Source organism: Cupriavidus sp. UME77, assembly GCF_014170355.1.
Lineage (GTDB): Bacteria > Pseudomonadota > Gammaproteobacteria > Burkholderiales > Burkholderiaceae > Cupriavidus > Cupriavidus basilensis.
The window spans coordinates 42,019-65,269 of record NZ_LZZU01000001.1 but is presented as its reverse complement, the minus strand read 5'-3'; the positions used below and the strand labels follow the sequence as shown (position 1 = coordinate 65,269).

Genomic DNA, 23,251 nt, shown 5'->3' with positions numbered 1-23,251 from the left:
AGAGGGGAGCGTGGCTTCAGGTTCTTTCTGGTGATTCGGATTTTCGTGTGTACTGCATGCGGGTGCAGGGTCAATCCGGCTTGATGCCCAGCCGCTCCACCAGCGCCTTCTCCTGCGCGATCTGCTGCTGGGCAAAGCGGGTGTAGCCGGCACTGTCCAGGTACATCAGGTCCTGGTCCTGCTGCTTGAGCGCGGCCAGATGCTGCGGATCTTCCGCGGCGCGCCGCAGCGCGTCCTGCAAGATGTTGACCACCTTGGGGTCCATGCCCTTTGGCCCGGCCACGCCATAGGGCGAATTCGAGACGATGTCATAGCCGAGTTCGCGCAGCGTGGGCGCGTCGGGCCAGCGCGGGGAGCGCTGCGCCGTCCATAGATTCAGCCAGCGCAACTTGCCCGCATCGACCAGCGTGCCGGCTGCGCTGCCGGCGGCGCACAGCTGCACATGGTTGCCCATCAGCGAGTTCAGGCAGTCGGCATCGCCCTTGAAGGGCACGTGGTTGACGGTGAGGTTTTCCTTGGTCACCAGCTCGATCATGGTGATGTGCGGCGAGCTGTACTGGCCCGGCGAGCCGTAGCTCACGGTACCCGGCCTGGCGCGCGCATCGCGCAGGAAATCGCTCCAGTTCTTCCACGGGGAATTGGCCGGCACCACGACGCCAAAGGTATAGCCGGTGATGCGCGACAGGTAGGTGAAGTCGCGTGCCGGGTCATAGGCGGTCTTCTGGATGAAGGGCTGACGAAACACGGTGACCGGCATCATCGACAGCGTGTAGCCGTCGGGTTTCGCTTGCCGCAGGGCAAGCGCGCCCATGGTGCCGGCCACGCCCGGCTTGTTGTCAACCACCACGGTCTGTCCGAGGGACTTCTGCAAGGCCACGGCGAACTGACGGACGACCACGTCCGTGGTGCCGCCCGGTGCATAGGGCACGATCAGTGTCACCGGGCGGGTGGGATAGGTGGGAGCGGACTGCGCCTGGACCAGCGTGGCGCAGCCTAGAACGATAGCGGCGCTAGCTGCGCGCCATGGATTGCGGACTGCATGCATCGAAAGACTCCTCTTGTTGTTGTTCCCCTCGATCCCGATGTTGTTATTGTTATCGTTGTTGCCGTCCTTGCGCGGGTCAGTGCTCCACAACGGCCCATGCGTCCATTGCCTGGCCCCCGGCATCGTCACCGGTCCACAAGGTGACCTTGCCTGGCGTGCTGGCATCGGCTGCACCACCCACCGTCACCGTGTCGTGATCGAATATCGGCGCCAGCCCGCGGAAACCGAAACGGCGCACCGTGGCGCGGGGCATCTCGCGCGCCAGCAGGTCCAGGGTGAGCATCGCCTGCAGCGGGCCGTGCACGACCAGGCCGGGGTAGCCTTCCACGTCGCGCACGTAGTCGTGGTCGTAGTGGATGCGGTGGCCATTGAAGGTGAGCGCGGAGAAACGGAACAGCATCACCGGGTCGGCGCGCAACTGGCGCTGCCATTGCACCTGGTGCGCCAGGCGCGGCCGCGCGGGCAGTGGCTGCCCCGGTTCCGGCATGGCGCGATAGACCAGGTCCTGGCGCTCGGTCAGCGCGACCTCGCCCTCAACGGTCAGCACATGTTCCACGGTGACAAACCATAGCTCTCCGCTGCGCCCGCTCTTGTGCTCGACATTGCGGATCGTGGAGCTGCGCGTCACCGTATCGCCCACGCGCAGCGGTTTGTGGAAATCCAGTTCGCCGCCGGCCCACATGCGGCGCGGCAGCGGCACCGGCGGCATGAAGCCGCCCAGCGCCGGGTGGCCGTCTTGGCCGAGCTCGCGCTGCGGGGCGCGCGGCAGGAAGTAGAGCCAGTGCCACAGCGGCGGCAGCGCGCCGCGCACCAGCGCGTCGCCGTCGAGGTCGAGCGTGGCCGCGAGGCCGATCACGGGCTCCGGGGAGAGGGTCTCGGTGCGGCTTTCACTGCGGCCGATCCAGGTGCGCAGGGATTCGAGTTGGGTCATGGCTGGGTGATCGCGGGTTCGGTGCCGGTTAGCGCGGCCAGCGCGAGCATGCGCCGGGCCTGTTCGATGACGGGGCGGTCGACCATCTTGCCGTCGACCTGCACGGCGTGGCTGCCGCTGGCGGTGGCGTCCAGCACGCGCTGCGCCCAGTCCAGTTGCTCAGCCGTGGGCAGGAAACCCGCTCGCACCGCGCCAAGCTGGGCCGGATGAATGCACAGCTTGGCGGCAAAGCCGAGGGCGCGCGCGTGCGCCACATCATCGGCCAGCACGGCTTCATCCTTGAGCACGGTGGTGACGCCATCCACGGGCGGCGGCAGGCCGGCCACGCGCGAAGCCAGCACAATGCGCGAGCGCGCCATCAGCAACGCTTCGCGGGTATGGGCGCAAGCCAGGTCCACGGCGAAGTCCAGCGAGCCAAAGGCCAGCCGCGACACGCCTTGCGCGGTGGCGACCGCATCGATGCCGTGCAGGCCGCACGCGCTCTCGATGATCGCCACCAGGCGGCCCTGCGGGTTGACCTGCGCCAGCGCCTGGGCGATCTCACCAAGCGCGGCCGGGTCTTCTGCCTTGGGCACCAGCAAGCCGGCCAGCGGTGCGCCGGGCGGCAGGGCGCGCAACCACGCCATATCGGCGGCAAAGGCCGGCGAGCTGGCGTCGTTGATGCGCACATAGGCTTGCGCCTGCGCGCCGCGTTCCAGCAGCCACGCCGTAATGGCCGCGCGCGCGGCGGGCTTGGCGTCCGGATGCACGGCGTCCTCGAGATCGAGGATCAGCGCATCGGGCGCGGCGGCCGCGGCTTTGTCGAAGCGTTCGGGCCGGTCGCCCGGCACGAACAGATAGGTCATGGCGGTGGTGACGGCGGTAGTGACGGCGGACATGAAGCGAGTCTCGGTAGAGTTGGCCACGTTATTTCGCGGCGGGCAGCCAGTCGTTGACGTTCGCCTGTTTTTCCAGCGCCCACACGCGGGCAATGATGGTGCGCATCTCGGCCTCGCTCGCGCCGTGGCGGAACGCGCCCAGCTGCAGCGCCTTGGCCTCCAGCTCCGGGCGCGACAAGGTATTGCCCGGATCGCCCTTGGGCACGTCCACCCGGCCCGCCAGCGTGCGGCCGTCGGTGGTCTTGACCGTGACGCGGCCGATCCACTGGCGCGGATACGCGGCATTGATCTCGTCGTCCAGCTCCATCTCCACCTTGTCGCGCAAGGCCGCCACCTTCGCGTCTTGCAGCGCATGGGCCTCGAACTCGCCCAGGCCGGCGTGCGCATGCACGGCGACCAGGCCCAGCACGGTGCCCATGGAGAACTTGGCCTGGTGGATGGTCTTGGGATCGGTCACGGGGCCAAGCACATCGATGGCGCCCTGGTGCACGTGCGCGGTCACGCTGGCGATCTGGTCCGCGCTGATCTTCTCGCGCAGCATCAGGTCCTTGAGCGCATCGGCCGCCGGGTGCGTGTGGCGGCACGAGGCGAAGAACTTGAACGAGGTCTCGGCGGTGGCCCAGCGCTTGCCCAGGCCGTCGGTCAGGGCGGCGGGGTTGGCGTCGCTGGACATGCCGGCGGCCATGCCCTGCGGGCCTTCCAGGATGCGCTTCGCGCCGGTAAAGCCAGCGCGTGCGATCCAGGCGGACATCAGGCCGTCGGCAGCTGCCTTGGCAGTGTGCAGTTGCTTGGAGTCCGCGGCGTCGCGCAGGAATTCCCACAGGCCGGCGGCCTGCGTGCCGGCCGAGCCGAGCGCCTGGTTGATGCCTTCGGCGTCCATGCCATACAGCTTGGCGACAGCGGCGGCGGCCGCCAGCGTGCCGACGGTGCCTGTGGTGTGGAACACGCGATAGTGCGAGCGGCCCATGAATTCGCCGATGCGGATGCCCGCCTCGTAGCCGGCGATGGACGCCAGCAGCACTTCGGCGCCGCTCTTGCCTTCGGCCTGCGCGGCGGCGATCACGGCGGGGAACACCACGGCGGCGGGATGCAGCACCGAGCCGTTATGCACGTCGTCCTGCTCCACCACGTGGGAGGAAGCGCCATTGATCAGGGCGGCAAAGTACGGCGAGGTGCGGCGGCGATCCACCAGCACCTCGGCCGGGCCCTGCTGCGGGCCCATGGCGGCGACGAACTCCTGCAGCTTGCGCACCGCCGGTGCATCCTTGCCGGCGATGGCGGAGGCAATCCAGTCGAGGAACAGGTCCTTGGTGCGCTCCACCACGTCGGCGGGCACGTCGGCCAGCGTGAAGCGGGCCAGGAAATCGCACAGCTGGCGGGTAGGGTAGGTGTGGTCAGTGGCTTGGCTCATGCCGGCTCCGGGCGGTGTTCTGGGGTAGTTTGTCGTGCTGTGGTTCAAATCGTCTTGCTGTCCGTCATCCTGGCAATCTCGCCCGCGCCGTAACCCAGCTCCGCCAGGATGGCCGCGCTATGCGCGCCCAGCGCCGGGACGTCGCCCATCACCGGTTCCACGCCCGACAGGTTGGCCGGTGGCAGCAACGCCCCGATGGGGCCGCCGGGGCTGGCCACTTCGCGCCAGCGCCCGCGCGCGGCCAGCTGCGGGTGGTTCCACACGGCCTCGATATCGTTCATGGGCGCGTTGGCGATCTGCGCGTCGTCCAGCAGTGCTTCGACCTGTGTCACCGTCATCGGCGCGAAACGCGCTTCGATCAACGCGGTCAGCTCGGCGCGGTTCTTGACGCGCCCCGAGTTGGAGGCGAAGCGCTCGTCCTTGAGCAGCTCCGGCTGCGCCAGCACCTTGTTGCAGAAGGCCTGCCATTCGCGCTCGTTCTGCAGGCCGAAGATCACGCTGCCGCCGTCACCGGTACGGTGCACGCCATACGGCGCGATGGCCGGGTGCGATGCGCCAAATCGCGCCGGCGCGTTGCCGCCGTAGTGGCCGAAGTACAGCGCGTAGTTCATCCACTCGGTCAGCGCCTCCAGCATGGTCACTTCCACGCGCAGGCCCTGGCCGGTGCGCCCGCGCTGCAGCAGCGCGGAGAGGATGCCGCTATAGGCATACATGCCGGCCGCGATGTCGGCGATGGAAATGCCCGCGCGCGATGGCTCATCCGCGCTGCCGGTGATGCCGATCAGGCCGGCGGCCGCCTGGATCAGCAGGTCGTACGCCTTCTTGTCGCGATAGGGGCCGGCGTCTCCGTAGCCCGAAATATCGCAGACGATCAGCTTGCCGTAGCGCGGGTGCAGCGTGTCGAAATCCAGCCCCATGCGCGCCGCCGCGCCAGGTGCCAGGTTCTGCACCAGCACGTCCGCGTCGGCCAGCAGGCGGTGCAGCACGGCTTGCGCCTCGTCCTGCTTGAGGTCGAGCGTCAGGCTCTGCTTGCCGCGGTTGAGCCAGACGAAGTGCGAGGCCTGGCCATGGACGGTCTCATCGTAGCCACGCGCGAAATCGCCCACGCCGGGGCGTTCCACCTTGACCACGCGGGCGCCGAGGTCGGCCAGCTGGCGGGTTGCGAACGGCGCCGCCACGGCGTGTTCGAGGGAGACGACACGGATGCCATCGAGCGGGCGGATGCCCTGGTGCGAAGCAAGCATGGGGGCGGCCCTCAGAACGAACGCGGCAGCTCGAGCACGTGCTCGGCCACATACGACAGGATCAGGTTGGTGGAGATCGGCGCGACCTGGTACAGGCGCGTCTCGCGGAACTTGCGCTCGATGTCGTATTCGGCGGCAAAGCCGAAGCCGCCGTGCGTCTGCAGGCAGACGTTGGCTGCTTCCCACGACGCATCGGCCGCGAGCAGCTTGGAGATGTTGGCTTCCTTGCCGCAGGGCTTGCCGGCATCGAACAGCGCGGCGGCCTTGTAGCGCATCAGGCTGGCCGCTTCCACGTTCACATAGGCACGCGCGATGGGGAACTGGATGCCCTGGTTCTGGCCGATCGGGCGGTCGAACACGATGCGCTCGCGCGCATAGTTGCTGGCGCGTTCGATGAACCAGTAGCCGTCGCCGACGCATTCTGAAGCGATCAGGATGCGCTCGGCGTTCAGGCCGTCCAGGATGTACTTGAGGCCCTTGCCTTCCTCGCCGATCAGGTTCTCGGCGGGGATTTCCAGGTTGTCGAAGAACAGTTCGTTGGTCTCGTGGTTGACCATATTGCGGATCGGCCGCACCGTCAGGCCCTTGCCGATGGCCTCGCGCAGGTCCACCACGAACACCGACAGCCCCTCCGACTTGCGCTTGACCTGGTCCAGCGGCGTGGTGCGCGCCAGCAGCAGCATCAGATCCGAGTGCTGCACGCGCGAGATCCACACCTTCTGGCCGTTGATGACGTAGCGGTCGCCCTTTTTCACGGCGGTGGTCTTGAGCTTGGTGGTATCGGTGCCGGTGGTGGGCTCGGTCACCGCCATCGACTGCATGCGCAGCTCGCCCGAGGCGATGCCCGGCAGCCAGCGCTGCTTTTGCTCGGCCGAGCCGTGGCGCAGCAGGCAGCCCATCACATACATCTGGCCGTGGCAGGCGCCGGAGTTGCCGCCGGTGCGGTTGATCTCCTCCATGATGACGGACGCGGCGGTCAGCGGCAGGCCCGAGCCGCCGTACTCCTCCGGGATCAGGGCGGACAGCCAGCCCGCCTTGGTCAGCGCCTGCACGAACTCTTCGGGGAAGGCGTTCTGCTCTTCCACGCGTTGCCAGTAGGCGGAATCGAAACCGGTGCACAGGGCACGCACGGCTTCGCGGATGTCGGGATACGGCTGGTCGTGCGATTGTTCTGCGAACATGAAAAGGGGCCCCGGTATGGACGTTATATGGACGTGATGGGATTCAGCTTGCGGCCATTATTCCCGAGGGCCTGCCGTGCGGTAATTCGGATTTGCGAAAGAGCGGCTTAGCGCCCCCGGAAGCAGGCCGGGCGGGCAGGGCACGGGTGTGGGCGGCGCCGCACGCACTTGCCCGCGCCCCGGGGCATCTGGCGGGCGTCGCCCCACCCTTAGGGAAATCCGTATTGCATATACGTCGCTTTATCGCCACGCTTGCCGGACACGATAACGCTGCGCGGCCGCACAGGCCGACGCAGGCGGCCCTTGGCCGGCATAACCCGGCCAATCCACCACGATGGAGACAAGAGACATGGCAGGCAGCAAACAGCAGCGGCACGGGCAGGCCGGCAGCGCACACGCAGCGCAGGTGAACCGGGCCCAGGCACCATGGCGCTGGATGGCGCTCGCCGCGCTGGGCGTGGCAGCAGCACTCACCGCGCCTGCCCCGGCGCGCGCCGCCGATGCCTACCCCACCAAGCCGATCACCATGGTGGTCCCCTTTGCCGCGGGCGGCCCCACCGACGTGGTGGCGCGCACCATGGCTGCGGCCATGTCCAGGACCCTGGGCCAGAGCGTGGTGGTCGAAAATCGGCTCGGCGCCGGCGGCACCGTCTCCGCCGCCTACGTGGCCAAAGCCGCGCCGGACGGCTACACCATCCTGATCCACCACAACGGCATGGCCACCGCGCCGGCGCTGTACAGCAAGCTCCCCTACAAGCCGCTGACGGATTTCAGCTTTGTCGGCCAGGTGGCCGACGTGCCCATGACCCTGCTCGGCCGTCATGACCTGCCAGCCAGGACATTGCCTGAGCTGATTGCCTACATCCGCCAGAACCAGGGCAAGGTCAACCTGGCCAATGCCGGGCTGGGCGCGGTCTCGCAGCTGTGCGGCATGCTGTTCCAGAAGGCCATCGGCGTGGAGCTCACGGCCATTCCCTACCAGGGCACCGCGCCCGCGATGACCGCCCTGCTGGGCAGCCAGGTCGATATCCTGTGCGACCAGACCACCCAGACCCTGCCGCATATCAAGGCCGACAAGGTCAAGCTCTACGGCGTCACCACCAGCGCGCGCATCAAGGCCCTGCCCGACACCGCCACGCTAGCCGAGAGTGGGCTCAAGGGCTTCGAGGTCAAGGTCTGGCACGGCATCTATGCCCCGCATGGCACGCCGCCCGCGGTCATCGACCGGCTCAACGGCGCCTTGCGCACCGCGTTGAAGGACCCGGCGGTAGCGGCGCGGCTGGCGGATCTGGGCGCCGAGATCGTGCCGGAGGACAAGCAGACGCCGGAAGGGCTGCGCACCTGGCTGAAGTCGGAGATCGAGAAATGGTCGCCGATCATCAAGGCGGCGGGGGTGAAGGCGGATTGAGCGCAGGGCGCGTGATCGCAACAGCGCCGCAGCGCAAAGATAGTAAGATTTCCGGATCCATGCGCCAGTGCTGGCCCATCGGCTGAAGCTGATCGCGCCAGCACTGGCTCTTCCACTACGGATCCGGGAGTCACCCTTGTTCGATCGCGCCAGACAGCACTTCGCTGCGCTAACCACCCGCGCCGGGTTTCACTCGCTGCGCCTCGTGCGCCAGACCGGCGAGCACTGCATGATGCGCCGTGGCATCGCCGAGCCGCCGTCCTTCATGCAGGACATGGGCGCCATGCTCAGCGTGCGCCTGGATGGCGTGGAGGCCTACGCCGCCACCAGCGATCTCAGCGTGGCCGGATTGCAGCGCGCGCTCGACAGCGCCGAAGCGCTCGCCCGGCGGATCGCCGGACGTGGCCTGGTCGACCTGCGTGGGCTGGAGCCGCCGCAAGGCCAGGCCCGCTATGAATCCCCTGGCTTGCATGGCGCGTTTCCCGGGCTGGCCGAGCGCTTCGCCCTGCTGGCGGCGGTGTCCGCCAGCGTGCCCGCCGATTCGCGGCTGGTGAACTGGCTGGTTTATCTCGATCACCAGCGCCATGAGCAGCTCTACCTGAATAGCGCAGGCGCCGAGCAATGGCAAGCGCTGCGCTTCGTCTATCCCGGCATCAGCGTGACCGCCTTCGACGGCAGCGACAGCCAGACCCGCAGCTTCGGTGGCTTCGGCAGCGGCCAGCAGGGCGGGGCAGAGGTCATCGCGCGGCTCGGCTTCGCCGGCGCCGCATCGCGGGTGGCGGACGAAGCCTTGCAGCTGCTGCTGGCGCCCAACGCGCCGAGCGGCCCTACCGACTTGCTGCTGATGCCGGACCAGATGATGCTGCAGATCCACGAATCCATCGGCCATCCGCTGGAACTGGATCGCATCCTCGGCGACGAACGCAATTACGCGGGCACCAGCTTTATCGGGCTGGAGGACTTCGGCCGCTACCAGTACGGCTCGGACCTGCTCAATATCAGCTTCGACCCGGGCATTCCCGAGGAACTGGCCAGCTACGGCCACGATGACGAAGGCCAGGCCGCGCAGAAGGCCTTCCTGATCCGGGATGGCCTGCTGCTGCGCCCGCTGGGTGGCGCGCTGTCGCAATGGCGCAGCGGGCTGCCGGGCGTGGCAAACAGCCGGGCCTGCAACTGGAACCGCCCGCCCATCGATCGCATGGCCAACCTCAACCTGGAGCCGGGCGACCGGACCATGGCGCAACTTATCGGCGGCATCGAACGCGGCATCCTGATGTCGTCCAACCGTTCGTGGTCCATCGACGATGCGCGCAACAAGTTCCAGTTCGGCTGCGAATGGGGGCGCCTGATCGAGGACGGCGAGCTCAAGGGCGTGGTCAAGAACCCGAACTATCGCGGCGTTTCCGCGAATTTCTGGCGCAGCCTGGCTGCCGTTGGCGATGCCAGTACCTTCGAGGTGCACGGCACGCCGTACTGCGGCAAGGGCGAACCCAACCAGGTGGTGCGCGTCGGCCATGCTTCGCCGGCCTGTGTGTTCAAGCAAGTGGAAGTCTTTGGAGGTGCCGCGTGATGGCGGATGCGCAGTCGTTGTTTGCGGCGCTGGCCGAGGATGTGCGCAAGGCGCTGGGAGAGGGCGAAGCCTTCACGCTGTGGTACAGCGCGGAGGCGTCCGAGTTCATCCGTTTCAACCGCGCGAGGGTGCGCCAGGCCGGACAGGTGCGGCAGGCCACGGCGCGGCTCCGGCTGATCTGCGACGAGCGCCACGCCAGTATCGGCGTGGCGCTGTCGGGCGATCCCGCGACCGATCGGCAGCGCCTCGCCGACGGCTTGCTGCAGTTGCGCGAGGCCATCGGCCAGTTGCAGCCGGACCCCTACCTGATGCTGGAGCGCGAGCCCTGGCAGCGCACGCTGGCCGATGCAGCCGCGCCGCCGGACACCGCAGAAGTGCTCGCGCAGATAGAAGAGGCCGCCCATGGGCTCGACCTGGTCGGCATCTATGCCGCCGGCCCGCTCTATCGTGGCTTTGCCAGCAGCTTCGGTGCTTTCGGCTGGCATGCCGCGCAAGGCTTCCATTTCGACTGGAGCCTGTTCCACGAGAACGGCCAGGCCGTGAAGGCCGACTACGCGGGCTCGCGCTGGGACGCCGCCGAGTTCGCCGGCCGCTTTGCGCAAGCGCGCCGGCAGCTGGAGCACCTGGGCAAGCCGCAGCGCGTGCTGCCGCCCGGCGACTACCGGGCCTTCCTGGCGCCCGCCGCCCTCGACGAAGTGCTCGGCATGTGTTCCTGGGGCGGTTTCTCGGCCCGCGCGCTGGCGCAGAAGGAAAGCCCGCTGCAGCGGCTGTACGATGGCGGCGCGCGGCTTAGCCATTTGCTTGACCTGGACGAACGCGCGAGCGGCACGCTGGCTCCGGCCTTCGGCCCGGAAGGCATTCCGCGCAGCGACGTGACGCTCGTGCAAGCGGGGCTGCCTGCTGGCCGGCTGGTCTACCCACGCAGCGCGCGCGAGTACGGTCTCGCCGCCAATTCCGCCAGTGCCGGTGAGGCGCCACAGTCCCTTGCCATGGCGGCTGGCAAGCTCGCGCAGGACGACGTGCTCGCGGCGCTCGGCACGGGCCTCTATATAGGCAACCTCTGGTATCTCAACTGGTCCGATGCGCCGGCGGCCCGCATGACCGGCATGACGCGCTTCGTCACGTTCTGGGTGGAAGATGGCCGCATCCAGGCGCCGCTTGGCACGATGCGCTTTGACGACAGCATCTACAGCTTCCTGGGCGAGCACCTTGAGGCGCTGACCAGCGAGCGGCAGTTGCGCGTGTCGAGCAATACCTATGGCGAGCGGCAGACCGATTCGGCGCTGTTGCCAGGTGCGCTGACGGGAAAACTCACGTTGACGCTCTAGGCGGGTGAGGCGCTGGCGCACTGGCTCCTCAGCTTTGCCTGAACGGCATCCTCGAACGCAAAAAGGGCTGAGTCACCATGGCCTCGTAAGTCGCCGGTTCAGGAATTCCTCGAAGTCTTGGACCTGCCCGCAAATGATGTGGATGTAGACGGTGTCGGGAGCGACCCTGTAAATGATTCGCTGCTGATTTGTCAGATGTTGCCTGAAGCCATCCGCGAAGCCTGCCAGCTCGTCGGGGTGAGTACCGGATGCGGGAAATTCGGCAATGTACGCCACCTTCTCCTGAATCTGCTTCTTGACGGCCAGCCAGGTTCCCTCGGGTTTGTATCTGACCAGATAGCGCCTAAGGTCGATCAAGTCTTGCGTGGCGGATTCGAGAAAGACTACCTTCATGCGCCGTCTTTTTCGTCCAGCCGATCCAGCTCAGCAAAAACGTCTGCCGCCGTTGTCACCTTGCCCTGCGCGATCTCTTTCTCGCCGAGCGCCAAGATCTTCAATAGCGCGATGGTTTGCCGCTGCGCTTCATAGCTGGCAATGTCTTGCACGACGAGTTTAGCCTCGCCGTTCTGGGTAATGATCAAAGGCTCGCGCGTCTCGCTGAGCTCCGTGACGATACGGGCCGCATCGCTTTTCAGAAAGCTGATTGGCTTGATGTTCGAGAGTTTCACGGGGGCCATGTGGAGGGTATGGGGTGACTGAATATAGTCTGAATTCAGTCCGGCGTCCACTTTGCGAACAGTGTCGTTCCCCCGCCCAGCTTGCGCTGTCCGCAAAACGCAGCTGCCGCTGGTGTGCTCAGAGCTTCAGTGTCAACTTTCTGGTCACCGCGGGTATTAGTTGCTTTCGCGGTTATGGTCTGGTCGCTTGGACCCGCTCACCGCGTTGTTCACAAATTCTGGACATTTCTTGATGGCGATCCGGGGCATGATCGAGTATTTGCTACAGAGACGCTGATGGACTGCGGGAGGAGCGATTCATGACTGGCAAGCGTATTGCCGCGCAACATCACAAAACCTTCGAGGGGCTGCGCCAGTGCGATGCCGATGGCAACGAATTCTGGGTGGCGCGCCAACTGGCCAGGGTGCTGGAGTATTCCGAGTACCGACACTTCCTTCCGGTCATTGATCGTGCGAGGGAGGCCTGCCGCAACAGCGGCCAGCCGGTGGCGAACCATTTCGAGGACATCCTCGAAATGGTCGGGATCGGCTCGGGGGCCAGGCGACAGATCGCCGACATCCGCCTCTCGCGCTATGCCTGCTACCTGATCGTCCAAAACGGTGACCCCGGCAAGCCGGTCATCGCGAATGGCCAGACCTATTTTGCCTTGCAGACCCGTCGCCAGGAACTTCGCGACGACGAGGCCTTCGCGCGGCTAACCGAAGATGAGAAGCGGCTGGCGATCCGCAACGAGCTTGCCGCTCACAATAAGCACAGGAAAGCATCAAGCAGCTAGAGCGCGACAGGAAGAAGAAGGTCAAAGAATGAACTGAGGTATCGATGCCCGATATGACGGGACCAGTCCCAGGCTGGCCGCTCCTTTGTCAAACCGGTTCCCGCGCCGCATCCGTCAAGTACTGAATCAACGTCTCCGCAAACTGCGGCAACTCCCGCCCCGGCCGGCGCACCAGACGCAGATCGCGCTTGGCCCATTCATCTTCAAGCGGAATAAACCGCAGCACCTTGCGGCTGGCATAACGCCGCGCGCAGCTATTGGGCACGATGGCAATGCCTGCGCCTGCCTCCACCATCCGGCACACGGCGTCGAAGCTGCCCAGCTGGATGCGCAGACTGATGCGCTTGCCCATGCCGCTGGCGATGCGGTCCAGGAAGGACTGGATGGCGCTGAACTGGTTCAGGCCCACGAAGCGGCAGGTATCCAGCAGGTCGGCAAAGTGCAGGCTGGTGAATTGCGGCAGCGGGTGGTTGACCGGCGCGATCACGATCAGTTCGTCGCTGCAGAGCTGCATGACCTCCAGGTCATTGGTGGCGACCTCGCCGGCGACGATGCCGAGGTCCGCCGCACCGGCGCTGATGGACGAGACGATGGCCTGGGAAAGTTGCTCTTCCAGTTCGATATCCACGTCCGGGTTCTCGGCCAGGAAGCGCGACAGCGCGGTGGCGAGGAAGGAGTTGGTGGCGGTGGTGTTGGCCAGCAGGCGCACGCGGCCCTTGACGCCCTTGGCGTAGGGGCGCAGGTCCGAGTGCAGGCACTCCAGTTCGCGGAACACTTCGCGCGCGTGGCGCAAGAGGGCGTCGCCGGCGGGCGTCAGGCGCACGCCCTTGACCTGGCGGATCAGCAACTGGGTCTGGAAGGCCTCTTCCAGTTGCTTGATGCGGGTGCTGGCGGCGGGCAGGGAGAGGAAGCTGCGCTCGGCGGCGCGGGTCAGGTTTTCGGTCTCGCCGACGTTGAGGAACAGGCGCAGGTCGGTCAGGTCGTAATGCATGTGTTTCGCTGGGCCAAAGGCCTCTTTTGTCAATCGTGAATAGCAATGTCCCCGCCGTCAATTTATCGTATCCGGCGTGGCAAGAGAACCATAAAGGCGGGCTCGTCCGTATTGCGCGGGCGGTTACCGGCTTGACTCGCGCAAAGGCGGCACGAAACCCGGGCCGCCGGGCCGCCACCCAGGAGACGACACATGACAGTTCGGCGCTACAGCGCAAGCAGGCTGGCGGGCGTGGCCACCATGCTAGGCGTGGCTACCTTGGCCACCATGGGCGGCGCTGCCGCAGCCGACTATCCGGACAAGCCGGTGCGCCTGATCGTGCCCGCGGCGGCGGGAGGAACCACCGATATCGCCTCGCGGCTGGTCGGCAAGCGCCTCTCCGAGCTGCTGGGCCAGCCCGTGGTGGTGGATAACCGTGCCGGCGCGGCCGGCATCGTCGGCGTGCAGGCATTGCGCCAGGCCGCGCCAGACGGCTATACGCTGATGATGGGCAACATCGGCCCCAATGCCATCAACTACGGCCTGTACAAGCAACTTCCCTACCGTGCCGAGGACTTCGCGCCGATCACCATGGTCGTCTCGGTGCCCAATGTGCTGGTGGTCAACGCCAAGGTGCCTGCCCGCAACGTGGCGGAACTGGTCGCGCTGGCCAAGTCCCAGCCAGGCAAGCTCTCGTTTGCCTCGTCGGGGACCGGGCAATCGGTGCACCTGTCCGGTGAGCTGTTCAAGAAGCGCACTGGCATCGACATCATCCATGTGCCATACAAGGGTGCCGCGCCGGCCGTGGCCGACCTGGTCGCCGGGCAGGTGACGATGATGGTGGACAACCTGCCCAGCTCGCTGCCGCATATCCAGTCCGGCAAGCTGCGCGCGCTGGCGGTGACCAGCGCCACGCGCGTGGCCGAGCTGCCCGACGTGCCCACCATGAAGGAAGCCGGGCTCGACGACTTCCAGGTGACAGCGTGGTTTGGCCTGGTGGCGCCGGCGGGCACGCCGGCCGCGGTGGTCTCGCGCCTGCAAAAGACGGTGGCCGGCATCCTGGCCGAACCCGAAGTGAAAACGCGGCTGGCCGATCTCGGCGGCGTGCCGGGCGGCGACACGCCCGAGCATTTCGCCAGGTTCATCGACGCGGAGCGCGTGCGCTGGGCCAAGGTGGTGAAGGACACCGGCATTCCACAGCAATGAGGGCGAGCCCGAAGCACGGCACGCGACACCACAACACAACGAGGGGACAAGGCATGGGAGCATCGAGAGCGCGCCACCGCAGGTCATGGCTACAGGCCGTGCTGATCGCCCCGCTCTCGGTGGGGCTGCTGGGCGCGAGCGCTCCGGCGCTGGCCGACGCCTGGCCCAACAAGCCGATCCAGTTGCTGATTCCCTATCCGCCAGGCGGCAGCGCCGACCTGCTGGCGCGCCCCGTGGCGGCCAAGCTGCAAGAGCGGCTGGGCCAGCCGGTGGTTCTCGACTACCGGCCGGGCGCCGGCGGCACGATTGCCTCGCAGCAGCTTGCGCGCGCCAAGCCGGACGGCAACACGCTGATCGTGGTGCTGGCCGCGCACGCCATCAATGCCAGCCTCTATCCCAAGCTGCCGTATGACACCCGCAAGGATTTCGCGCCGGTATCGCTGGTGGCCAACCTGCCGCTGATCCTGGCCGGCAGCCCCTCGCTGAAGGCCAGGACCGTGCCTGAGCTGATCGCCGCGGCCAAGGCCGCGCCGGGACAGCTCACGTTCGCCTCCGCGGGCAACGGCAACACGGGCCACCTTGCCGGCGAGCTGTTCGACAGCCTGGCCGGCGTCAAGATGACCCACGTGCCGTACAAGGGCAGCGCGCAGGTGGTCAACGCCATGCTGGCTGGCGAGGTGCAGCTGACCTTCGACAGCATTTCCACCTCGATGCCGCATATCCGCAGCGGCCGCCTCAAGGCGCTGGCCGTGACCAGCGCCAGGCGCGCCACGCTGGCGCCGGACGTGCCCACGCTGTCCGAGGCCGGCGTGCCCGGTTTCGACATCAATGGCTGGTACGCGGTGCTGGCGCCGGCCGGCACGCCGAGCGCCATTGTCGAGCGGCTCAGCAAGGAGATCGCGGCTGTGTTGGCCCAGCCCGAGTTGCGCGCGAACCTGGCATCCAACGGCTACGAGCCGGTGGGCTCCACGCCGGCGGCGCTGGGCGCGCATATCGATGCGGAGATCACGCGCTGGAGCAAGGTCGTGAAGGACTCGGGCGCACGCCTGGAGTAAGAGACCAACCAAAAGTTATCAACCAATATCCGGCCTGGCGCGTGCCAGGCCGCCGAGCAAACAAACGTGTAGACAGGAGTATGAACATGAGCGGAGTGATGGCAGGCAAGGTAGCGCTGGTGACCGGCGCGGGTGGTGGCATCGGGCGCGGCGTAGCGCTGGAACTGGCCAAGGCCGGCGCCAAGGTGGTGGTCAACGACATCGGCGTATCGCTCACCGGTGAAGGCGGCGATGCCGGCCCCGCGCAGCGCGTAGTCGACGAGATCGTCGCCGCCGGCGGCATTGCGGTAGCCAACACCGATAGCGTATCGAGCTGGCAGGGCGCCAATGCGATCGTGCAATGTGCGATCGACAACTTCGGCCGCATCGATGCCGTGGTCAACAACGCCGGCAACCTGCGCGACCGCATGTTTTTCAAGATGAACGAGGAAGAGTGGCGCTCGGTGATCGACGTCCACCTCAACGGCACGTTCTTTGTCAGCCGCGCCGCCGCTAATCACTTCAAGGACCAGGAGAGCGGCGCCTACGTGCACATGACTTCCACCTCTGGCCTGATTGGCAACCTGGGCCAGGCCAACTACTCGGCCGCCAAGCTTGGCATTGCCGCGCTGTCGAAGTCGATCGCACTGGACATGGCCCGCTTCAATGTGCGCTCGAACTGCATCGCGCCGTTCGCCTGGAGCCGCATGACCAGCTCTATCCCCTCCGAGACCCCGGAAGAAAAGGCGCGCGTCGCCAAGCTGCAAAAGATGGAAGCCAACAAGGTCGCGCCGATGGCCGCCTTCCTCGCCAGCGATGCCGCGCATGAAGTCAACGCGCAGATCTTTGCCGTGCGCGCCAACGAGATCATGCTGATGAGCCAGCCGCGTCCGGTGCGCTCGGTCCACATGAGCGAAGGCTGGACCCCGGAATCCATTGCCGAGATCGCCATCCCCGCCATGCGCAACAGCTTCTTCAAGCTCGAGCGCTCGCCCGACGTGATCAGCTGGGACCCGATCTGACGCCATGCCGCTCGACTACAACCGCATCAAGAACTGGGACTTTCCGCAGGTCACGCAAACCTACGGCGAGAAGGATTCCATCCTCTACGCGCTGGGTCTTGGCCTGGGCGAGCAGCCCACCGATCCGCGCCAGCTGCGCTACGTCTATGAAGCGCAGCTCAAGGCCTTTCCAACGCAGGCCGTGGTGCTGGCCTATCCCGGCTTCTGGATGCAGGACCCGAGGAGCGGCATCGACTGGGTGCGCATCGTCCACGGCGAGCAGCGCCTGCGCCTGCACCGTCCGCTGCCGGCGTCCGGCACCGTGCGTGCGCGGGCACGGGTGACCCATGTCATCGACAAGGGGGCCGACAAGGGCGCGCTCGTGATCGTGGAGCGCACGCTGGTGGATGCGGCCACCGGTGCCGAACTGGCCACGGTGAACCACACCACCTTCTGCCGCGCCGATGGCGGCTTTGGCCAGGGCGATACCGCGCCCGAAGCACTGCCGGCAGCGCCGGCCCGCGCGCCAGATGCGGCTCGCAACCTGGCGATCATGCCGCAGGCCGCGTTGCTGTACCGCCTCAATGCGGATCCCAACCCGTTGCATGCCGATCCGGAAGTGGCGCGCGCCGCGGGCTTCGACGCGCCCATCCTGCACGGCCTGTGCACCTATGGCGTGGCGGCGCGCGCGCTGCTCGATACCTACGCCGACGGCGATGGCGATCAGCTGCTCGAACTCAATGTGCGTTTTTCCCGCCCGGTATTTCCCGGCGAAACCCTCGAAGTGCGCATGTGGCGCGAAGGCGGCGGCCGCGTGCTGTTCGACGCCCGCGTGCCCGCGCGCGACGTCACCGTGCTCAGCAACGGCGTAGCGGAGTTCCGTGCATGACAACAACGGCAACAACCATGAAGAGCGCGCTCGACGGCGTACGTGTGCTGGACCTCTCGCGCATCCTGGCCGGTCCCTGGTGCGCCCAGAACCTGGCCGACCTCGGCGCCGAGGTGATCAAGGTCGAGCGCCCCGGCGTGGGCGACGACACCCGCTCCTGGGGCCCGCCCTGGCTGCCCGACGGCGACGGCAAGCCCTCGCGCGACGCGAGCTACTACGCCGGCGCCAACCGCGGCAAGCGCTCGGTCACGCTCGATATCGCCAGCCCAGAAGGACAGAGCATCGTGCGCGAGCTGGCGGCGAAATCGCAGATCGTGCTGGAGAACTACAAGGTCGGCGACCTGAAGCGCTATGGCCTGGACTATGACAGCCTCAAGGCCATCAACCCGGCACTGGTCTATTGCTCCATCACCGGCTACGGCCAGGAGGGCCCGAGCGCGCACAAGCCCGGCTACGACTTCATCTTCCAGGGCATCGGCGGGTTGATGAGCATCACCGGCGAGCGTGACGACCTGCCCGGCGGCGGACCGCAGAAGGTCGGCGTGGCCGTGGTCGACATGCTCACCGGCATGTATGCCACCGTGGCCGTGCTGGCGGCGCTGCGCCATGCCGAGCGTACCGGCGAGGGGCAGCGCATCGATATGGCGCTGCTCGATGCCGTGGTAGCGGTCGGGGCGACGCCAATCCTGGCGCAGAAGATCACCGGAAAGACGCCGCAGCGTTTCGGGAACGCGCACGCGAACATGGTGCCGTACCACGTGTTTGCCACGGCGGACGGCTACATGATCGTGGCCGCGGGCAACGACGGGCAATGGCAAGGGTACTGCCGGGGCGTGGCGCGTCCGGACCTTGCCACGGACGAACGTTTCGCCACCGGCACTGGCCGCATCGTCAATCGCGATGTGCTGGTGCCGCTGCTCGAAGCCCATATGCGCACGGGCACGACCGCGCATTGGGTGCAAGCGCTGGAGCGCGAAGGTATTCCTTGCGGGCCGATCAACGACTATGCACAGGTGCTGGAGGACCCGCAGGTCAGGTATCGTGAACTGCAGGTGGATATGGTGCGCAGCGATGGCGGGGTTTGTCCCACGGTGAAGAGCCCGTTGCGGCTTTCGGCCACGCCGGTCAGGTATGACGCGGCGCCCCCGCGGCTGGGCGAACATACCGAGGCGGTGCTTTCGGGCGTGCTGGGCATGTCGGCAGCGCGGATCGCGGCCCTGCGCGAACAAGGCTTGATCTGAGGCCGGTTCCGGCGGTACGCGTTACTCAGGTGCAGCAGCCGGGGTGCGTACCATCGGTCTGCGGACGGCGGCGCATAATGCGAAATTTCCCAATGCTGACGTACTCCGGTTCCCATAGAATCGCGCTCGGCGTGGACTTGCCTCCACGCATGCAGCCCGCGTTCCCGCGGGAGCCCGGCGGGCGGCTTGGCCCGCCGCCAAAGTCAAGGAGCACGAGTGCATCGAAGATCGTTTCTGGCCGCCGGAACCCTGGCCGCGCTGGCCCTTGGTGGCTGTGCCACCTCAGCGCTTTACGACGAGATAGAGAAAAAGGAATACGGCGACTACAAGGAGATCATCAGCGAGATCCTGGTATCGCAGGACGGCAAGTCCATCGTCATCCTCGGCGACAAGTACCACTATATCTTCGACGCGAATGCGGATCTGCTGAAAGCAATATCGTCCGATATCCATCCCAGGCTGAAGGCGCGCTTCCGGCGCTTCGAGGTTAACCGGGACGGCAATATCGTGGGCAATCTCGACCTGATGCTCGATGGCGCGGCTACGGAGGACGAGCGGAAGAAGGCCGGCGAGCTCGGATTCAAGGCCGCCACTCGCAGCGATAACCCGTCTCTGAGCCGTGCCTACCGGCTTGCCGGCAAGCGCTATTCGGCGGCGAAGTTCGCAATGCCGGGGCAGGCCAAGCAACTGAACCAGGCATACGCGATCGACGTACGCGAGGAGAAACCCATTGGCGCAAAGGCGGCGCTAGCCGTATTCACGCCTGTCACCGTCGCCGCGGACGGGGTGATGTACCTGCTTGCCATCCCCCTGCTGCCCTTGGCGGTTGGCATTGCCGTGGCGTCCTCGGCCCGGCGCTGAGGACGATGCGTCGGCCCTGGGCCCGCTCCCACACATGGGAGCGGGGTGGCAGAAAAATCCGGGGAACTGCAGGGGAATTTGCAAGATTCTTCCCCCACACCACCGCCTGGCGCCGCCAGCCGTCAGGAACCGAACAGCATCAGGCCAATCTTGACGGCCGAGACCACGATGGCGAGCAGCAGCCCGCAAATCAACTGCTGGCTGTCTCGTGGCTCCCACGACAGCGCGGCGGCTACAAACGCCTTGCGCTGGTATCGCGCCTTGTCGGAGACAACCCCCAGGTCGTTCGGTATGCCCTTGGCGATCATTGCGCCCTTGAGACGCCGGGTCATGCGCGCGGCGGGACGCCAGATCAGAATGACGCTGAGCAAGGTCATGCCTTCGATGACGATCTCCGTCCAGTGCCCGAAGAAATTCGCCATTGCGTGCGCAATCAAAAGACACCCCACAGCCGTACCCTGCTCATATCCGACACGGCCTTCGCTTCATCGGCCGACTCATCGGCAGGCTCGACCAGTTCAAGAGGCAGTTTGGCTTCACGCGGCTTCAGCATCAATACGACCTCCATGTCGAGCGCGTGAGCGTAATTCACGATCGTTTCCATCGAGGGCCCGAGCGAACCGCCGCCGTTCTCGATCCGGCTGATCTCGGATTGCAGCATGCCGCTGTCGGCGGATTGCTGCGCCTGTGTTTTGCCGCTCTTCTGGCGCGCAGCGCGCAGGATGCTTCCGACCCGGCCAGCCATCGCAAACCGCGTATCGGGATCTTCGTCGAGCTTCTGCATTTCCCCCAGATAGGCGCGGCGTGTCTCAGGCTTGTCGAGAGCCCGTTTGCGAAACTTCTCGAACGAGTCGGGATTCAAAACGTTCTTGCCATCTTTGGCCATGATGCGCTCCTTTGCTTTCAGGTACGTTCCTTCGCACGGCGCTCTCCCCGGGCGGCGTTCGTGTCGACGGCGAGCACGACCAGCATCGAGCCTGACCTGACCGGACCAACGATGGTGAAGAACGCTGTCAGAACGCTCAAGACCCCGACCTTGCGTCTCAGATAGATCGGCGAGGCACTGTATGGAAACGCAAGCGTGTGAGGATATTCAAAGGGCAAAAGCCCGTTTTGTATCGTCCACCCCAAGCGGGCGAGCAACTGGGTCGCAATGATCTCCGTCGGAGGACTGGTCAGCAGCAAGTCCATTTCCTTGTCGGCCTTGGGGTGAAAGCTCGGTATGAAGAAAGACAAGGCACCTCCTATTATTGGTTATTTCCGATAATTTGCAAGTCCCGTGGAGTCGCGTGCATCTTTCTTCCCATGGATCGAGGCTGGACTCTTTGTTTTTAGATCGAACTATCAGGCGCTATTCCCGTGACGTCCAGAAAACTTTTGTTGCTATGGTTGGCCGGTCAATTGCGATCAGGCATGGCGACGCCCGGGATAAGGCCATCCGGCAAGAGCGATGCCCCCGCGGGGTTCCCAGCCCACCGGACATGATCCATATCAAGCCTCGCGTGCCTGGTTCCCGGCACAATGCTCCTGAACGCTCCAGCCTTTCAACTCCCACCCAAGGTGAGGCCCATGTTTCCTGAATTCCGCGATCAGATATCCATCCTCAAGACCCAGGACGCCCACTTTGCGCGGCTGTTCACCCGCCACAACGAACTGGACCATGAGATCAAGAACATGGAGGCGGGCACGGTTCCCGCAGATGGCACCGCCATCGAGATCCTGAAGAAGGAAAAGCTGCTCCTGAAGGACCAGCTCTACGTCATCCTGCGCAAGGTCTCGGCTTCCTGAAGCCACTTTCAAATCCGCCAATCGAAAGGCCATCCCATGTTCAAACACATCCTGCTCCCCATCGACGGCTCGGAACTCTCGGGCAAGGCATTCCCCGCAGCCATCGAGTTCGCGCGCACGACCGGCGCCAAGCTGACCCCGTATATGTGCCTCGAGGAGTATCCGTTCCTGATGTCCAGCGACGCGGGCCATGAGAAGAAGTCGGTCTTCGAGCATCGCATCGAGGCCGCGGCGCGCGAGGAGCTGGCCAAGGTGGAATCGGCCGCGGCACTGGCTGGCGTGCCGTGTTCGGGTGCCACATCCACTGCGTCCGCGCCCTATCGGGGCATCATCGGCATGGCCAAGGAGCTAGGCTGCGACGTGATCTTCATGGCGTCGCACGGGCGGCGCGGCATCAGCGGCCTGCTGCTTGGCAGCGAGACCCAGAAGGTGCTGACGCATAGCGATATTCCGGTGCTGGTGTTCCGTTGAGCATGCCAGGGGATTTGTGATTTTTGATTTTTGATTTGTTGCGCCGCACTAGCGGCGCAATCTCCCTGCGCCACACGGATCCCGCCGGCCCGAGCGCTCACCGGCGACTCGACGGGATCTTCAACGTCCTCTTCAACTTCCTCTTCGTCCGCCGCGTCCAGGCACTCAGGCCGCGGACTCCATCATCTGCCGCTGCCGGTACTCCCCGGGCGCCACTCCCGTCCATTTCTTGAACGCGCGATGGAACGTGCTGGGTTCTGAAAACCCCACGCGCAGCGCCACCTGCTGCAGTGCAAGGTCCGTGTGTTCCAGCAAGGCGATGGCCGCGTCGCGGCGCAGGCTGTCCTTGATGCTCTGGTAGCCGCGCCCTTCGTCGCGCAGGCGGCGGCGCAGGGTTTGCGGCGTCAGGCGCAGGGTCTCGGCCATTTGTTCCAGCGAGGGCAGTTCGTCGTCGAGGTGGCAGCGCAGGTGGCGCCGGATGCGCTCGGCGAGGCAGGAGTCGTCGCGGTAGCGAGTGAGCAGGTTGCGCGGCGTGTCGTTCAGGAAGGCTTGCAGGCTGCTGGCGTCCTGGACCACGGGCAGGCGCAGCCAGCTGGCGTCGAAGTGCAAGGCGGTGTGCGGCTGGCCATAGCGGACCTGGGTGTTGAAGACCCGTTCGGTGTCGGTGAGCCGGGATGGCCCGCGCGCTGGTTCCGGGCCGCGCGCGGCCAGGTCGACGCCGGTGAGGGGAATGCGCTGCGCCACCAGCCAGTTGGCCACCCCGTAAGCCTGGAAGGCGAAGGTGGATTGCGCGTACTGGCGGCACGCCGTGGCGGGCGTGCGAGGCAGAAGGAGCAGGGTGGCGCGGCCGTCGCGCTGTTGCAGCCGAGGCACGAAATCGACCAGGTGCAGGCGATACAGGTTCAGCCCGGCGCGCATGGCGTCCTCCAGCGTGGCGCAGTGGATCAACGCCTGGCAGGCCTGGGCGAACACACCCGGCGCCACCGGCCGGCTGAGCAAGCCCCAGAACTCATCGCGCGTGACGCGCCGCATCGAGCGCATCAGCGCGGCAAACTGGCCCTCGCTCACGCGCGCGTTGGGCGACTGCAGCAACGCGGGCGAAATGGCGGCGCGGCGCAGCAGGGCGTCGATGTCGCAGCCAAGGCGGCGTGCGCCTTGCACGATCTGGTGCAGCTGCAGCACGGAAATGGTGTGGCGCGTGGGCGGCTGGGCAGCGTCGGCGCCCGGTGTGCCTGGCGGGAGGGAACTGAGCGGCACCGTCATCGATGACGGTGCGGATGCCCTGAGTGCGGCGATTTGCATTGTCTCCTCGTTCTCAACGGACTCCCTGGTCCCGGTCCG

The 23,251-nt window shown here is 66.2% G+C and carries 25 protein-coding genes; 12 read left to right on the top strand and 13 right to left on the bottom strand.

What is annotated here, in order from left to right; all coding sequences use genetic code 11:
* Window positions 1–70: 70 nt before the first annotated feature.
* The 6 genes from A9975_RS00290 to A9975_RS00265 form a co-directional block, all read right to left on the bottom strand.
* Window positions 71–1,045 (bottom strand): tripartite tricarboxylate transporter substrate binding protein, encoded by a 975-nt coding sequence (locus A9975_RS00290; protein ID WP_183030874.1) that lies wholly within the window; start codon window positions 1,043–1,045, stop codon window positions 71–73.
* Between the two features lie 76 nt (window positions 1,046–1,121).
* A complete protein-coding gene (locus A9975_RS00285; protein WP_183030873.1) occupies window positions 1,122–1,976 on the bottom strand; it encodes a MaoC family dehydratase N-terminal domain-containing protein in 855 nt (284 codons plus the stop codon).
* Window positions 1,973–2,854: a CoA ester lyase gene (locus A9975_RS00280; protein WP_183030872.1), complete on the bottom strand. Its 882-nt coding sequence runs from the start codon at window positions 2,852–2,854 to the stop codon at window positions 1,973–1,975. The genes A9975_RS00285 and A9975_RS00280 overlap by 4 nt, the downstream gene beginning before the upstream one ends.
* Window positions 2,855–2,882: 28 nt before the next feature.
* Window positions 2,883–4,265 (bottom strand): MmgE/PrpD family protein, encoded by a 1,383-nt coding sequence (locus A9975_RS00275; RefSeq protein ID WP_183030871.1) that lies wholly within the window; start codon window positions 4,263–4,265, stop codon window positions 2,883–2,885.
* Window positions 4,266–4,309: 44 nt separating this feature from the next.
* Entirely contained in the window at window positions 4,310–5,509 is a 1,200-nt protein-coding gene (locus A9975_RS00270; RefSeq protein WP_183030870.1) for a CaiB/BaiF CoA-transferase family protein, read from the bottom strand.
* Between the two features lie 11 nt (window positions 5,510–5,520).
* Window positions 5,521–6,690 carry an acyl-CoA dehydrogenase family protein gene (locus A9975_RS00265; RefSeq protein WP_183030869.1) on the bottom strand — a complete coding sequence of 390 codons (1,170 nt, stop codon included), beginning with the start codon at window positions 6,688–6,690 and terminating at the stop codon, window positions 5,521–5,523.
* 436 nt (window positions 6,691–7,126) lie between these two features.
* On the opposite strand from A9975_RS00265, the gene A9975_RS00260 reads away from it, so the two are divergent.
* The 3 genes from A9975_RS00260 to A9975_RS00250 all read left to right on the top strand — a co-directional run bounded on the left by A9975_RS00260 (window position 7,127) and on the right by A9975_RS00250 (window position 10,996).
* Window positions 7,127–8,098: a tripartite tricarboxylate transporter substrate-binding protein gene (locus A9975_RS00260; protein ID WP_183030940.1), complete on the top strand. Its 972-nt coding sequence runs from the start codon at window positions 7,127–7,129 to the stop codon at window positions 8,096–8,098.
* Window positions 8,099–8,234: 136 nt separating this feature from the next.
* Window positions 8,235–9,668: a TldD/PmbA family protein gene (locus tag A9975_RS00255; protein ID WP_183030868.1), complete on the top strand. Its 1,434-nt coding sequence runs from the start codon at window positions 8,235–8,237 to the stop codon at window positions 9,666–9,668.
* A complete protein-coding gene (locus A9975_RS00250) occupies window positions 9,668–10,996 on the top strand; it encodes a TldD/PmbA family protein (RefSeq protein WP_183030867.1) in 1,329 nt (442 codons plus the stop codon). The genes A9975_RS00255 and A9975_RS00250 overlap by 1 nt, the downstream gene beginning before the upstream one ends.
* Window positions 10,997–11,068: 72 nt before the next feature.
* Here the strand turns inward: A9975_RS00250 and A9975_RS00245 are convergent, their stop codons facing one another.
* Together A9975_RS00245 and A9975_RS00240 are read right to left on the bottom strand one after the other, a co-directional pair.
* A complete protein-coding gene (locus A9975_RS00245; protein WP_183030866.1) occupies window positions 11,069–11,389 on the bottom strand; it encodes a type II toxin-antitoxin system RelE/ParE family toxin in 321 nt (106 codons plus the stop codon).
* Window positions 11,386–11,664, bottom strand: a complete 279-nt coding sequence (locus tag A9975_RS00240) for a type II toxin-antitoxin system Phd/YefM family antitoxin (protein WP_150985206.1) — start codon at window positions 11,662–11,664, stop codon at window positions 11,386–11,388. The genes A9975_RS00245 and A9975_RS00240 overlap by 4 nt, the downstream gene beginning before the upstream one ends.
* A 308-nt stretch (window positions 11,665–11,972) precedes the next feature.
* On the opposite strand from A9975_RS00240, the gene dinD reads away from it, so the two are divergent.
* Window positions 11,973–12,449, top strand: coding sequence for a DNA damage-inducible protein D (gene dinD, locus A9975_RS00235; RefSeq protein ID WP_183030865.1), 477 nt, complete (start codon window positions 11,973–11,975; stop codon window positions 12,447–12,449).
* Between the two features lie 88 nt (window positions 12,450–12,537).
* Here the strand turns inward: dinD and A9975_RS00230 are convergent, their stop codons facing one another.
* Window positions 12,538–13,440 carry a LysR family transcriptional regulator gene (locus A9975_RS00230; protein WP_150985207.1) on the bottom strand — a complete coding sequence of 301 codons (903 nt, stop codon included), beginning with the start codon at window positions 13,438–13,440 and terminating at the stop codon, window positions 12,538–12,540.
* A 192-nt stretch (window positions 13,441–13,632) separates the two neighbouring features.
* On the opposite strand from A9975_RS00230, the gene A9975_RS00225 reads away from it, so the two are divergent.
* The 6 genes from A9975_RS00225 (at window position 13,633) to A9975_RS00200 (ending at window position 19,651) form a co-directional block, all read left to right on the top strand.
* Window positions 13,633–14,625 (top strand): tripartite tricarboxylate transporter substrate binding protein, encoded by a 993-nt coding sequence (locus A9975_RS00225; RefSeq protein ID WP_183030864.1) that lies wholly within the window; start codon window positions 13,633–13,635, stop codon window positions 14,623–14,625.
* Between the two features lie 53 nt (window positions 14,626–14,678).
* Window positions 14,679–15,680, top strand: a complete 1,002-nt coding sequence (locus A9975_RS00220) for a tripartite tricarboxylate transporter substrate binding protein (RefSeq protein WP_183030863.1) — start codon at window positions 14,679–14,681, stop codon at window positions 15,678–15,680.
* Window positions 15,681–15,766: 86 nt separating this feature from the next.
* Window positions 15,767–16,681, top strand: coding sequence for an SDR family NAD(P)-dependent oxidoreductase (locus A9975_RS00215; RefSeq protein WP_043357229.1), 915 nt, complete (start codon window positions 15,767–15,769; stop codon window positions 16,679–16,681).
* A 4-nt stretch (window positions 16,682–16,685) separates the two neighbouring features.
* The gene (locus A9975_RS00210) at window positions 16,686–17,549 is read left to right on the top strand and encodes a MaoC/PaaZ C-terminal domain-containing protein (protein ID WP_183030862.1); all 864 of its coding nucleotides are present in this window, start codon (window positions 16,686–16,688) and stop codon (window positions 17,547–17,549) included.
* Window positions 17,546–18,790 carry a CaiB/BaiF CoA-transferase family protein gene (locus A9975_RS00205; protein ID WP_255502970.1) on the top strand — a complete coding sequence of 415 codons (1,245 nt, stop codon included), beginning with the start codon at window positions 17,546–17,548 and terminating at the stop codon, window positions 18,788–18,790. Before A9975_RS00210 ends, A9975_RS00205 begins: the two co-directional genes overlap by 4 nt.
* Before the next feature lie 186 nt (window positions 18,791–18,976).
* Window positions 18,977–19,651, top strand: a complete 675-nt coding sequence (locus tag A9975_RS00200) for a hypothetical protein (RefSeq protein WP_183030861.1) — start codon at window positions 18,977–18,979, stop codon at window positions 19,649–19,651.
* Window positions 19,652–19,773: 122 nt separating this feature from the next.
* Here the strand turns inward: A9975_RS00200 and A9975_RS00195 are convergent, their stop codons facing one another.
* Genes A9975_RS00195 through A9975_RS00185 form a run of 3 tightly spaced genes read right to left on the bottom strand, consistent with a single transcriptional unit; the run spans window position 19,774 to window position 20,887 of the window.
* Complete coding sequence (locus tag A9975_RS00195) at window positions 19,774–20,073, bottom strand: hypothetical protein (protein ID WP_183030860.1); 300 nt, start codon at window positions 20,071–20,073, stop codon at window positions 19,774–19,776.
* Between the two features lie 11 nt (window positions 20,074–20,084).
* Window positions 20,085–20,537: a helix-turn-helix domain-containing protein gene (locus tag A9975_RS00190; protein ID WP_183030859.1), complete on the bottom strand. Its 453-nt coding sequence runs from the start codon at window positions 20,535–20,537 to the stop codon at window positions 20,085–20,087.
* A 17-nt stretch (window positions 20,538–20,554) separates the two neighbouring features.
* Entirely contained in the window at window positions 20,555–20,887 is a 333-nt protein-coding gene (locus A9975_RS00185; RefSeq protein ID WP_183030858.1) for a hypothetical protein, read from the bottom strand.
* A gap of 333 nt (window positions 20,888–21,220) precedes the next feature.
* Between A9975_RS00185 and A9975_RS00180 the strand changes: the two genes are divergently transcribed.
* Together A9975_RS00180 and A9975_RS00175 are read left to right on the top strand one after the other, a co-directional pair.
* Window positions 21,221–21,439 carry a YdcH family protein gene (locus A9975_RS00180; protein WP_043357222.1) on the top strand — a complete coding sequence of 73 codons (219 nt, stop codon included), beginning with the start codon at window positions 21,221–21,223 and terminating at the stop codon, window positions 21,437–21,439.
* A gap of 36 nt (window positions 21,440–21,475) precedes the next feature.
* Window positions 21,476–21,910 (top strand): universal stress protein, encoded by a 435-nt coding sequence (locus A9975_RS00175; RefSeq protein WP_183030857.1) that lies wholly within the window; start codon window positions 21,476–21,478, stop codon window positions 21,908–21,910.
* Between the two features lie 165 nt (window positions 21,911–22,075).
* Here the strand turns inward: A9975_RS00175 and A9975_RS00170 are convergent, their stop codons facing one another.
* Window positions 22,076–23,212, bottom strand: coding sequence for an AraC family transcriptional regulator (locus tag A9975_RS00170; protein ID WP_183030856.1), 1,137 nt, complete (start codon window positions 23,210–23,212; stop codon window positions 22,076–22,078).
* Between the last annotated feature and the right edge of the window lie 39 nt (window positions 23,213–23,251).

Excerpts from the sequence above, each read along its gene's own strand:
- A9975_RS00290 (WP_183030874.1), bottom strand. The coding sequence starts at position 1,045 with ATGCATGCAGTCCGCAATCCATGGCGCGCAGCTAGCGCCGCTATCGTT.
- A9975_RS00285 (WP_183030873.1), bottom strand. The coding sequence starts at position 1,976 with ATGACCCAACTCGAATCCCTGCGCACCTGGATCGGCCGCAGTGAAAGC.
- A9975_RS00280 (WP_183030872.1), bottom strand. The coding sequence starts at position 2,854 with ATGTCCGCCGTCACTACCGCCGTCACCACCGCCATGACCTATCTGTTC.
- A9975_RS00275 (WP_183030871.1), bottom strand. The coding sequence starts at position 4,265 with ATGAGCCAAGCCACTGACCACACCTACCCTACCCGCCAGCTGTGCGAT.
- A9975_RS00270 (WP_183030870.1), bottom strand. The coding sequence starts at position 5,509 with ATGCTTGCTTCGCACCAGGGCATCCGCCCGCTCGATGGCATCCGTGTC.
- A9975_RS00265 (WP_183030869.1), bottom strand. The coding sequence starts at position 6,690 with ATGTTCGCAGAACAATCGCACGACCAGCCGTATCCCGACATCCGCGAA.
- A9975_RS00260 (WP_183030940.1), top strand. The coding sequence starts at position 7,127 with ATGGCGCTCGCCGCGCTGGGCGTGGCAGCAGCACTCACCGCGCCTGCC.
- A9975_RS00250 (WP_183030867.1), top strand. The coding sequence starts at position 9,668 with ATGGCGGATGCGCAGTCGTTGTTTGCGGCGCTGGCCGAGGATGTGCGC.
- A9975_RS00245 (WP_183030866.1), bottom strand. The coding sequence starts at position 11,389 with ATGAAGGTAGTCTTTCTCGAATCCGCCACGCAAGACTTGATCGACCTT.
- dinD (WP_183030865.1), top strand. The coding sequence starts at position 11,973 with ATGACTGGCAAGCGTATTGCCGCGCAACATCACAAAACCTTCGAGGGG.
- A9975_RS00230 (WP_150985207.1), bottom strand. The coding sequence starts at position 13,440 with ATGCATTACGACCTGACCGACCTGCGCCTGTTCCTCAACGTCGGCGAG.
- A9975_RS00225 (WP_183030864.1), top strand. The coding sequence starts at position 13,633 with ATGACAGTTCGGCGCTACAGCGCAAGCAGGCTGGCGGGCGTGGCCACC.
- A9975_RS00220 (WP_183030863.1), top strand. The coding sequence starts at position 14,679 with ATGGGAGCATCGAGAGCGCGCCACCGCAGGTCATGGCTACAGGCCGTG.
- A9975_RS00215 (WP_043357229.1), top strand. The coding sequence starts at position 15,767 with ATGAGCGGAGTGATGGCAGGCAAGGTAGCGCTGGTGACCGGCGCGGGT.
- A9975_RS00210 (WP_183030862.1), top strand. The coding sequence starts at position 16,686 with ATGCCGCTCGACTACAACCGCATCAAGAACTGGGACTTTCCGCAGGTC.
- A9975_RS00205 (WP_255502970.1), top strand. The coding sequence starts at position 17,546 with ATGACAACAACGGCAACAACCATGAAGAGCGCGCTCGACGGCGTACGT.
- A9975_RS00195 (WP_183030860.1), bottom strand. The coding sequence starts at position 20,073 with ATGGCGAATTTCTTCGGGCACTGGACGGAGATCGTCATCGAAGGCATG.
- A9975_RS00190 (WP_183030859.1), bottom strand. The coding sequence starts at position 20,537 with ATGGCCAAAGATGGCAAGAACGTTTTGAATCCCGACTCGTTCGAGAAG.
- A9975_RS00180 (WP_043357222.1), top strand. The coding sequence starts at position 21,221 with ATGTTTCCTGAATTCCGCGATCAGATATCCATCCTCAAGACCCAGGAC.
- A9975_RS00175 (WP_183030857.1), top strand. The coding sequence starts at position 21,476 with ATGTTCAAACACATCCTGCTCCCCATCGACGGCTCGGAACTCTCGGGC.
- A9975_RS00170 (WP_183030856.1), bottom strand. The coding sequence starts at position 23,212 with ATGCAAATCGCCGCACTCAGGGCATCCGCACCGTCATCGATGACGGTG.